The organism is Corallococcus exercitus (assembly GCF_042231735.1).
GTDB classification, from domain to species: domain Bacteria; phylum Myxococcota; class Myxococcia; order Myxococcales; family Myxococcaceae; genus Corallococcus; species Corallococcus exercitus_B.
Window position 1 is genome coordinate 1,117,322 of record NZ_CP102577.1, and the last position, 9,774, is coordinate 1,127,095.

A 9,774-nucleotide genomic window follows, 5' to 3' on the forward strand; every position below is an offset into this window, starting at 1 on the left:
CCATGACTCCTCCCAGGCGCCGGCGCTCGATCATTCCCGAGGTGATCCAGATCTCGGCGACGGACTGCGGTCCCGCTTCGCTCAAGAGCTTGTTCGCGGGAATGGGCGCCGAGCTCAACTATCGCGTCCTTCGCGAGGTGTGTCAGACGGACGTCGATGGCACCTCGATCGTCACCCTGGATGAAGTCGCGAACCAGCTCGGGCTCGACTCCGAGCAGGTGATGCTTCCGCTCGATCACGTGGTGGTCCCCGAAGCCAAGGCGCTTCCCGCCATCATCGTCACGCTCAGCGCGGGAGGACGGCCGCACTTCGTGGTGCTGTGGAATCGCATCGGCCCGTTCATCCAGGTCATGGACCCGGCGGCGGGCCGTCACTGGACCCGGATTTCGACGCTGCTGAGCCACCTGTACCAGCACACCACGTCCGTTCCGGCGACCGGCTGGCGCGAATGGGCCGGGTCCGAGGAGGCGGTCGCGACGTTCGAGCGCCGCCTGCTGGACCTGGGCGTGACGCAGGCGCGGGCGCTGGTGGCCCGGGCGATCGAGGACTCCGGATATCTTTCGATCGCCAGGCTCGACGCCGCGTGCCGGGCGTCCGAAGCGATGATCCGCGCGGGCGCCGTCCGGCGAGGCCGGACGGCGGCGGGTCTGCTGCAATCCATGATTGCGAAGGACGAGTCCGGCGAAGTGCCCATTCCCGCTTCGTATTGGTCCGTTCGCCCCAACCCCGAGGTGGAGGGCGAGCTGTCGATGACCGGCGCGGTGCTGATGCGGGTTCGCGGTTGGCGCGAGGCTTCGAGCGCAGGCGAAGACGCGCCGAGAGCCGTGCTCGCGAACGACCTGGCGACGGAGCTCGTCGCCAGGCAGGTGAGCCCGGCGCGAACGCTGCTCCGCCTGCGAGGCGAGGATTCGTGGGTCGTTCCGGGCCTGATCGCGGTGGGCCTGGTGTTCGCCACCTTCGGGCGGATCCTGCAAGCGCTGATGCTCCGTGGCGTGCTCGACCTGGGGCGCGACCTGGGCACGTTCGCGCAGCGTGCGACGGGCATGGCCGTTCTCGCGGGCGTCGCGCTCTGCTTCATGCTCATCCAGATCCCCATTTCATTGGGATTGCTCGGCATCGGCCGAAGGCTCGAGGTGCGGCTGCGGAAGGCGTATTTCGAGAAGCTCCCCGAGATGGAGGACCGCTATTTCCAGAGCCGGCTCGCCTCCGACATGGCGTCTCGCACGCACAACATCCAGGCGATGCGGTCGCTGCCGCCCCTGCTCGCGCAGGCCCTGGTCCTGTCGCTCGAAGTCGCGAGCATCACCGCCGCGCTCATCTGGGCCGCGCCGCACGCATGGCACATCGTGCTCGCGCTCGCGGCGGTCACGCTGCTCGTGCCCCTGGTCGCGCAGAAGCTGCTCTTCGAGCCCGACCTGCGCGTGCAGATGCACTCAGGCGCGCTCAGCGGATTCACCCTGAACGCGCTTGTCGGGCTCACGCCGATCCGGATCCACGGCGCCGAGCGGTCGCTGCGCCGCGCGCAGGAGACCTTGCTCGTCAGCTGGACCAAGGCGCGCTATTGGCTCCAGACGCTGTCGGTCGGGTTCGAAGGCGGGCTGATGCTGGCGAGCTATGGCCTCGTCATGCTGCTCGTCTATTCGTACCTCGCGGGCACCAATCGGGCTTCGCTGGTGTTGTTGGTCGTCTATTGGGCGCTGCGGTTCCCCATCCTCGGCCAGCGGCTGATGGTGCTGAGCCGCGCGTTCCCGAATGCGATGAACCGGGTTCGCCGGCTCCTCGACGTCATCGGCGACATCAAGGATCCGCCGGCCCGGCCCGAGGCGCCAGTGCAGGAGCCTGTCGCGCCCGCGGACGCCGCGAGCGGCGTTTCGATCGTGATGGAGAAGGTCCGCGTGAAAGGCGGCGGTCACACCATCCTCGACAAGGTTTCCTTGAACATCGCCCCCGGCGAGCACGTGGCCGTGGTCGGTGTCTCCGGAGCAGGCAAGTCGACGCTGGTCGGCCTTTTGCTCGGCTGGCTCCGGCCGGCGCGCGGCGAGATCAAGGTCGACGGGCAGGTGCTCGATCAGGCCGCTGTCGAGCGGCTGCGGCGCACCACGGCCTGGGTGGATCCGGCGATCAGTCTCTGGAACCAGAGCCTCATCGACAACCTCCGGTATGGCAACGACGGCGCGCACGGCTGGTCACTGTCGGGTGCGCTCAAGGGCGCCGAGATGCTCGACATCCTCGAGGCGCTTCCAGACGGGCTGCAGACGTCGTTGGGCGAAGGCGGAGGGCTGGTCTCGGGCGGCCAGGGTCAGCGCGTGCGCCTGGCGCGCGCGATGCTTCGCTCCGGCGTGCGCCTGGCCATCCTCGACGAGCCCTTTCGCGGTCTCGATCGCGACCGGCGCGCGCGGCTCCTCGCCGAGTCCCGGCGGCTCTGGGCGGACATCACGCTTCTCTGTGTCACCCACGACGTCGAGCACACCCAGGAGTTCGACCGCGTGCTCGTGATCGAGAACGGTCGGATCCTCGAGAACGGGCCGCCGAAGGAGCTGCTCGCGAACAAAGAGTCGCGGTACGCCGTGCTCCTTCGCGCCGACCAGGAGAACCGCACGCTGCTCTGGGGCGGTGGGCGCTGGCGCCATTGGTGGCTTTCGGACGGCCAGCTGGTGGAGAGGCCGGCGCCGAAGCCGGTGGAGACGCCGGTCGCGAAGCCCGCCACGGGCGAGTTGGAGCTGGTGGGATGACGCGCTCGCACTCCGACCTGTTGTGGCCGGTCGAGCGTCTGCCCGATGCGCTGGAGCAGCTGGCGCAGAGGCAGGGCTATGGCAGGGCCGCGGGTGAGATCGCTCCGCCCGCGGCGGCCGTCGAGCCGAGCCGGGTCTGGATGTTCGCGCTCGGAGATCGACTCGGCGTGGAGCTCGAGCCGATCACGCCGCTCTACCACGAGCTGCCCGAAGTCCTCGAACGCGCCGCGCCCTGCATCCTCCAGGTCCGGCGAGACGGCGTCCCGTCCTATCTGGTGCTGCTGGGGACGCGGCGCGGGAAGCTGCGCCTGCTCGCGCGCGACGCCACGGCGGTTTCGGTCCCGGCGAAGAGCGCGCTCGCGCTCCTGCGCGAAGAGCAGGAAGCCACCGTCGCCGAGGTGGACCAGCTGCTCGGCGGCGTGGAGATGTCGCCCCGTGCGCGCGAGCACGCCCGCTCACGGATGCTGTTGCAGCGGCTCGGCCAGGCGCAGCTGCGCACCGGCTGGATCATGCGCCCCAGGCGCACCGCGAGCCGGCGGACGCTGCTCGGCGACATCCCGTCGCTCGTCGCCGGCATCCTCGTGAGCCACACGCTCCTCTCAGTGGTGCTGGCTGGCTCGTTCTGGTTGCTCGGTCGCGCCGCGCTCCAGGCCCACCTCGAGACCGGCTGGTTCCTGGGGTGGATCGCCGTGATCGCGTGCGCGATTCCGCTGCGCATGCTCGAGGTGTGGTGGCAGGGCGTGTTCTCGATCCGGCTCGGAACGCTGCTGAAGCAGCAGCTCCTTGCGGGAACCCTCAAGCTGACCCCCGACGAGGTGCGGCTCGACGGCATCGGCCGCCATTTCGGCCGCGTCGCCGAGGCCGAGGTCGTCGAGCAGCTTGCGATCGGCGGCGCCCTGCTCGCGGTGTTGTCGCTCGTCGACTTGATCCTGGCGGGCGTCATCCTCGTGCTCGGGGCGGGAGGGTGGCCCCAGGCGATGGTGCTCGTCCTGTGGGTCGTGGTCGCGTTCGTCCTCGCGCGCCGCCACTACGGCGTCCAGCGGACGTGGTCGAGCGCGCGCGTCGAGATCACCCACGACCTGCTCGAGCGCATGCTCGGCCATCGAACGCGGCTGGCGCAGCTTCCACTCGAGCGCTGGCATGATGGCGAAGACGTCCGCTTGAGCTCCTACTCCGAGATCTCGAAGGTCATGGATCGCCGGACCATGCAGCTGACCGCGCTCCTGCGCGACGGCTGGTTGGTGCTCGCCCTGCTGACCTTGCTGCCGGCGTTCAGCAGCGGTACGGCCAATCCCAGCGCGCTGGCGGTGTCCGTGGGCGGCATCCTGCTCGCGCTGCGAGCCTTCGACGAGGTCGCCGTCTACTTCCAGCAGGTCTCCCAGGCGGCGGTGTCGTTCGAGCAGATCCGCGACTTGTTGCTCGCGGTGGGCCGCCCCGAGCTCGAGTCGAAAGTCCCTCTCGAAATGGAGGGAGGCAAGCCCACCGACGCCGCCGGCGGAACCCTCATCGAGGCGCGGGGCGTGACCTTCCGGCACGACGCGCGCACCCGGCCGGTGCTCGAGAACTGCTCGTTCCAGATCGCGCAGGGCGACCGCATCCTGCTGGAGGGCCCATCGGGCGGTGGCAAGTCGACGCTGGTGTCGCTGTTGACGGGCCTGAGGACGCCGCAGGGCGGTGTGATGCTGCTGCACGCGTTGGACCGCGCGACGTTCGGCTCCTCGGGCTGGCGCAAGCGCATCACCGCCGCGCCGCAGTTCCACGAGAACCACGTCCTGTCCGGCAGCTTCGCGTACAATCTCCTGCTCGGGCGCGAGTGGCCGACCTCGCCCGAGCTGCGGACCAAGGCCGCCGCGCTGTGCAAGGAGCTCGGGCTGGACGAGCTGGTCGCCAAGATGCCCGCCGGCCTCGAGGAGATGATCGGCGAGACCGGCTGGCAACTCTCGCACGGCGAGAAGAGCCGGCTCTACATCGCGCGCACGCTGCTGCAGGGGGTCGAGCTGGTCATCCTCGACGAGAGCTTCGCCTCCCTCGATCCCGAGACCATGCGGGTCGCGCAGCGCTGCGTCCTCAACCACGCGAAAGCCCTCGTGGTCGTCAGCCACCCATGAGACTTCGATTGACGCTCGCCCTCCTCGCGACGATCTGCTCCGGTTGCGAGCTGATCCGTCCCGTCGTCGTCGAACCGCCTCTGGCGCCGAGCAGCTACTCGACCGCCGTCGATCCGCGCACCGAGCCGCCCCAACCGTCCAGCCCGCCCGAGGGCGGGGTTCCAAGCCCCCAGCCGTCGGAGGAGGGCGTGCCCGCGCAGCCAGCCGAGCCCGTCACCCAGGACTCAGTCTGGTGGACGGCGTTCGCCGATCCGGCTCTCGACTCGGCCATCCAGGAGTGCTTTGGCGACAACCTGGCCCTGCGCGACGCGCGGGAGCTGATCTACGAGAACCAGCTCGACCCCGCCGTGCCGCAAGGTTGGTGGTACCCGCTCCAGGTCGGCATCCTGAACCCGGCGGGGCTGCGTCATGTCGTCGCCAACCTTCCGCCCGCGCCGCCAACCCGGACCGAGTACAGCGTCGCCACCGTCGGTGTCGGCGTGGCCTACCAGGTCGACCTGTTTGGAGCCCTCGATGCGCAGCGGCGCGCGGGATTGAACTTCGCCGAGCAGCAGCGGCAGCTCACCGAGGGCCGCGTCCAGGACCTCGCGGTGCGGATCACCCAGCTCTGGTTCGACATCCTCGAGGCCCGCGCGCTCCGGGAGCTCACGCTGCGGCAGATCGACTACAACAAGGAGCTGCTCCGGCTGATTCGAGCGCGGTTCGAGCAGCACCTCACGCCCCGGCTCGTGGTGCTGCAGCAGGAGCAGCTGCTGCTGAACCTCGAATCGCAGGTGCCGCTGATCGCCACCCGGAACGCGCTCTTGAATTCGGAGCTGAAGGCGCTGCTGGGCCGGGTACCCAGCCCCGCCGACGACGTCATTCCACTCGATCGACAGCTTCCCGATCTCCCGCCCCCACCGAAACTCGGAACGCCGGGCGACCTGAACGTGAACACGCCCGAGATGCGGCTCGCGGAGCTGCGCGTCGCCGAGGTCGAGCACCGCATCAACGCGAACCTGGCGAGCTGGCTTCCGACGATCGAACTGGTGGGCAACGTGGGCGCTTCGAAGTACGGCCTCAAGGAGCCGGTCCTGGGCGAGTCCGTCGTCGGGGTGGGCCTGACCTGGGCCCTGTTCGATGGAAGGCGGGTCACCGAGTACATGCGACTGCCGATCCAGCTCCAGCGTCGCCATGTCCAATACCAGCTCGCGCTGCACACCGCGATCGGACGGGTGCAGGATGCCGTGGTCCAGGAGCAGAACGAGGCGACGAGCCTGCGCAGCCTGCGTGCGCAGGTCCAGCTCGGGCGGCAGCTCCTGGACGAGGCGAGGCGGCTCTTCGAGCAGGGGCACTCGGACTATCTGACGGTGCTCACCGCCCTGACGAATCTGGTCGGGCTCGAGCGCGCAAGTCTGCAAGCGCAACGGCTGTTGCTCAACCATCGCGTCGAGGTCTATCGCTCGCTCGGCGGCACCTGGTCGCGCGACGTCACACTGGAGCGGGAGTGAGAAGCCATGGCACAGCTGCAAGCGGATGAGATGCTCTACATTCCCAATCGAAGGCGGCTCACGCACGACCGGCTCGACGCAGGCAATGGCCAGCAGGTCCTGCACCTCTTCTATGGCGAGGTGGAGCTCATCTTCGACGAGCCGGACATCGCGCCCTTGGGCGAGAAGCTGCTCCAGGTCGAGCAATTCCAAGCCTCCGACGCCATGGCGTGGTCGGACGGCGCGCCCCATTCCTGGGACAAGATCCGGGACCTGCTCGAAGCATTGATTGAACAGCGGGTGTTGAGGCGGGTTTCGGATGCGCCCACGGGCCGCACCGCGGTGTCCTACCCTGAGCGGCTGGGTGAGGTGCCAGCCGGGCGTGAGCCGCTCACGTTCAGCGCCCACGACAATCGTTGCCCCTTCCTGACCGAACAGGCGTTCGGAAGGGCGTTCGAGCTCTCGAACCTCGAGGTGGTCGTGCCGGTCTACCGCGTGGCGCATCCGGCGCTCGACGGTGACGGCCGGCAAGTGGGCGAGAACAACGTCGCACCGCGCACCTTGTTCCTCGATCTCCCAACCGTGCGCAAGCAGTGCCACTACGCGGGGAGCCGGTACCAGAGCGAACTCCCGATGAACGTGACCGCGATGAAGGCCATGGCGCGTCAGTGGCCGGACCTGCTCTCGCTGACGGAGCAGTTCCGCAAGGCCTTCCTCGCGCGCATGCCGCCCCGGACCCCGGGCGTGCTCACCGCGGGCGAGCTCCACGTGATGGTCGTCTGCACGCTCGCGTCGGTCGGGTACGTGCTGGTGCGGGGCACCCAGCCGGTGCCGAACGGCGAGCTCGACAGCGGGCTCGCGGCCATGTTCCGGCTGATCGACGGAGTTCGCCTGGTCACCAACGACCTGGTGCGCGACGCCCCCGAGCAGCCCGTCACCGCGCAAACGATTCTGGACCATGCCGAGCGTCACGCGGTCTTCCATGGTCCGCACGGCGTGTGCGCCGGGCCGCCGGCGCTGATCAACGAATATCTGCAGGTGTTGACCGGCCTGGCCCCGGCACCCATCGAGGCCCAGCCCGACATCGCAGCGCGCCTCGGCGATCTCGACGCCGCGATCGATTACGGCCTGCTCGGGCAGCGCGTCGAATCGGTGGTCCGCTTCCTCGGCGCGACCCAGGGGCTGCTCCACGAACGGCTCCGGGCGGCGTTCGCCGGACACCTCCCGCGCACCGCGCTGCAAGAGTGCGTGGAGGCGCCCATCGATGTCGCGCATTACCCGTTGCTCCGGGACGATTTCCCACTCGCCGAGACATACCAGCGCGAGATCAAGCTCAGCCGCTGGTTGTTCGCGCGCATCGGCGAGGCGTTCCCCGGCACGCCACAGGGCACCTCGCTGGACGAGCTGGCGAAGCTGGATCCCGCCGAGCAGGCCACGAGCCAGCGGCGACTGGCCGAGCTCTTCGCGCATGGGCTGCCGGGAGACAAGGTCGTGGCGGAGCCCCTCCGCGGTGAGCTTGCTGGCGTCGCTGCCAGCGCGTTCGCGCTCGAGCGCCGGTGCCTGCGCGTCGTCGAGCGCGAGCAAGCGATGCTGAACCAGCGGCTCCGGCGCCCGGATCACCCCCTGACCGGCACGGACCTGGCTGTGTTCACGCGGCCGCGCAATGGCCCCCCGTTGGCGGAGACCCTCTCGCGCGGCCTGGGCGTCTCGGTCACCAGCGACTCTGCCTCGACCGTGCTGGGCTACGGTGAGAGCAGCCTCACGTTGAAGGACTAGAGGGTTCAATGCATCCAGAGCTCGTCCGCCGCTTCCACGAACCGATTCGCGATGAGGCTGCGCGCCGGTATGGCCTGTCGCCCGAGCAGCTCACCGAGCTCACGGCCTTCGAGAACTTCGTCTACGAGGCGGAGAACGACGACGGCGAGGGCCTGATCTTGCGCATCTCGCACAGTACGCGGCGAACGATCGACTACACGCTGGGTGAGGTCGAGTTCGTTCGCTATCTGGCCGCCGCGCGCATTCCCATCGCCTCGCCGGTCCTCTCCGATTCGGGGCAGTTCGTGGAGCGGATCGAAGACCGCGAGCCCGGCAGCTACTTCGTCGCCACCGCGTTCGAGCGCGCGCCGGGCATCGTCTTCGACGACGCGCCTCCGCTCAAGGAGCGCTACTGGAAGCCCCCCCTGTTCCGCGACATGGGCCGGCTGTTCGCGCGGCTCCACAACCGCGCCCAGACCTACGCGCCTTCGAGCCCCAGGCTCAAGCGCCAGGAATGGCATGAGTACGACGTGGTCGACATCGACCGGTTCGCGCCTCCCGAGGAGAAGCTCGTTCGCGAGCGCACCGCGGCGATCATCGCGCGATTGAACCAGCTACCGCGAACACCGGAGAGCTACGGGCTGATCCACGCCGATCTCCACATGCACAACTTCTGCTTCGCCGAAGGGAAGATCACCGCGTTCGACTTCGACAACTGCGAGTACGCGTGGTTCGTCAAGGACATCGCGGTCCTCCTCTTCTACATCGCGCGAGGCGAGGCTCGAGAGGCGCGCGACGAAGCGGTCGCTGCGTTCCTGGGGCCGTTCCTCGAAGGGTATCGGGAGCTCCGACGGATGGAGCGCGAGTGGCTCGCGGCCGTGCCGGACCTGCTCGCGCTCCAGCGCTCGATGAATTACGCGCTGTTCCACCAGTATCGCGACCCGGCCGTGCTCGACGAGAGCACGCTCGACCGGTGGGGGCGGTTCCGGCGCGACATCGAAGCGGACACACCCGTCCTGCAGCTTGATTTCACGAGCTTCTAGCGCATCAGAGGGATGGGGCTCAGGAGAAGCGCGGCTATCTCCGTTGACGATTCAGGGGGGAGCGCCTCCACCAGTCAGAAGAGAGAGAGGTCTCGATGCAGCTCGCGACCAGCGAACCCGCGGCTTCACGGACCCGTTCATCTTCGGACTCGAGCAATCGCCGATAGGCCGGCAGGCCCGTCGAGACCGCCTCGCGGACCGTGGGCGCGCCTGGCGCAGCGGCCCCATGGACGTGGTCGCTGGCCTCCGCGAGGCTCCGCAGGTAGTCCAGCAGCCACGGCCGGTCAGGGCGCTGCTCCGCGGTCGCCATCCGAATCAAGAATGGAACCGCGAAGACCGTCGCCGGATACAGCGTTTGCTGGTGGAAGATGTTGCTCTGGAGCTCGGCTTGCGCATCTTCCCGTTCGTCGTCGTCACCGTGGGCGGCGATGCGGAGACAATCCGGTACATCTGTCGCGCCACCGTAGGCATGCTCCAGCCGCTCCCACGCGATGAGGTCGACATCGCGCAGCAGCTCATCATCCGGCGCAGCCACCTGAAGCGCCAGCTTCCGCAGATACTCCTTGCGCCTGTCCCATATCGTGCGTCTTCGCAGGGTCAGGGCGCTGAGTCGCCGTCGTAACGCGGTCAACATGCGACACCGGTGGCTGTCGAATCCATGTGCATG

Annotated in this window: 6 protein-coding genes; 5 read left to right on the forward strand and 1 reads right to left on the reverse strand. The window is 68.6% G+C overall.

Features of this window, described 5'->3' with window-relative positions; all coding sequences use genetic code 11:
- The first annotated feature begins 2 nt into the window (after nucleotides 1-2).
- The 5 genes from NR792_RS04220 to NR792_RS04240 are packed head-to-tail and all read left to right on the forward strand — an operon-like array spanning nucleotide 3 to nucleotide 9,107.
- Nucleotides 3-2,732: an ATP-binding cassette domain-containing protein gene (locus NR792_RS04220; RefSeq protein WP_375758776.1), complete on the forward strand. Its 2,730-nt coding sequence runs from the start codon at nucleotides 3-5 to the stop codon at nucleotides 2,730-2,732.
- The gene (locus NR792_RS04225) at nucleotides 2,729-4,840 is read left to right on the forward strand and encodes an ATP-binding cassette domain-containing protein (protein WP_375758777.1); all 2,112 of its coding nucleotides are present in this window, start codon (nucleotides 2,729-2,731) and stop codon (nucleotides 4,838-4,840) included. Before NR792_RS04220 ends, NR792_RS04225 begins: the two co-directional genes overlap by 4 nt.
- Entirely contained in the window at nucleotides 4,837-6,330 is a 1,494-nt protein-coding gene (locus tag NR792_RS04230; RefSeq protein WP_375758778.1) for a TolC family protein, read from the forward strand. Before NR792_RS04225 ends, NR792_RS04230 begins: the two co-directional genes overlap by 4 nt.
- 6 nt (nucleotides 6,331-6,336) lie before the next feature.
- Complete coding sequence (locus NR792_RS04235) at nucleotides 6,337-8,085, forward strand: hypothetical protein (protein ID WP_375758779.1); 1,749 nt, start codon at nucleotides 6,337-6,339, stop codon at nucleotides 8,083-8,085.
- An 8-nt stretch (nucleotides 8,086-8,093) separates the two neighbouring features.
- A complete protein-coding gene (locus NR792_RS04240) occupies nucleotides 8,094-9,107 on the forward strand; it encodes a phosphotransferase enzyme family protein (RefSeq protein WP_375758780.1) in 1,014 nt (337 codons plus the stop codon).
- A gap of 34 nt (nucleotides 9,108-9,141) precedes the next feature.
- Here the strand turns inward: NR792_RS04240 and NR792_RS04245 are convergent, their stop codons facing one another.
- Nucleotides 9,142-9,741, reverse strand: a complete 600-nt coding sequence (locus tag NR792_RS04245) for a hypothetical protein (RefSeq protein WP_375758781.1) — start codon at nucleotides 9,739-9,741, stop codon at nucleotides 9,142-9,144.
- Between the last annotated feature and the right edge of the window lie 33 nt (nucleotides 9,742-9,774).

What these genes read in the sequence shown, in the direction of transcription:
- NR792_RS04220 (WP_375758776.1), top strand. Translation starts at nt 3, where the DNA reads ATGACTCCTCCCAGGCGCCGGCGCTCGATCATTCCCGAGGTGATCCAG.
- NR792_RS04225 (WP_375758777.1), top strand. Translation starts at nt 2,729, where the DNA reads ATGACGCGCTCGCACTCCGACCTGTTGTGGCCGGTCGAGCGTCTGCCC.
- NR792_RS04230 (WP_375758778.1), top strand. Translation starts at nt 4,837, where the DNA reads ATGAGACTTCGATTGACGCTCGCCCTCCTCGCGACGATCTGCTCCGGT.
- NR792_RS04235 (WP_375758779.1), top strand. Translation starts at nt 6,337, where the DNA reads ATGGCACAGCTGCAAGCGGATGAGATGCTCTACATTCCCAATCGAAGG.
- NR792_RS04240 (WP_375758780.1), top strand. Translation starts at nt 8,094, where the DNA reads ATGCATCCAGAGCTCGTCCGCCGCTTCCACGAACCGATTCGCGATGAG.
- NR792_RS04245 (WP_375758781.1), bottom strand. Translation starts at nt 9,741, where the DNA reads ATGTTGACCGCGTTACGACGGCGACTCAGCGCCCTGACCCTGCGAAGA.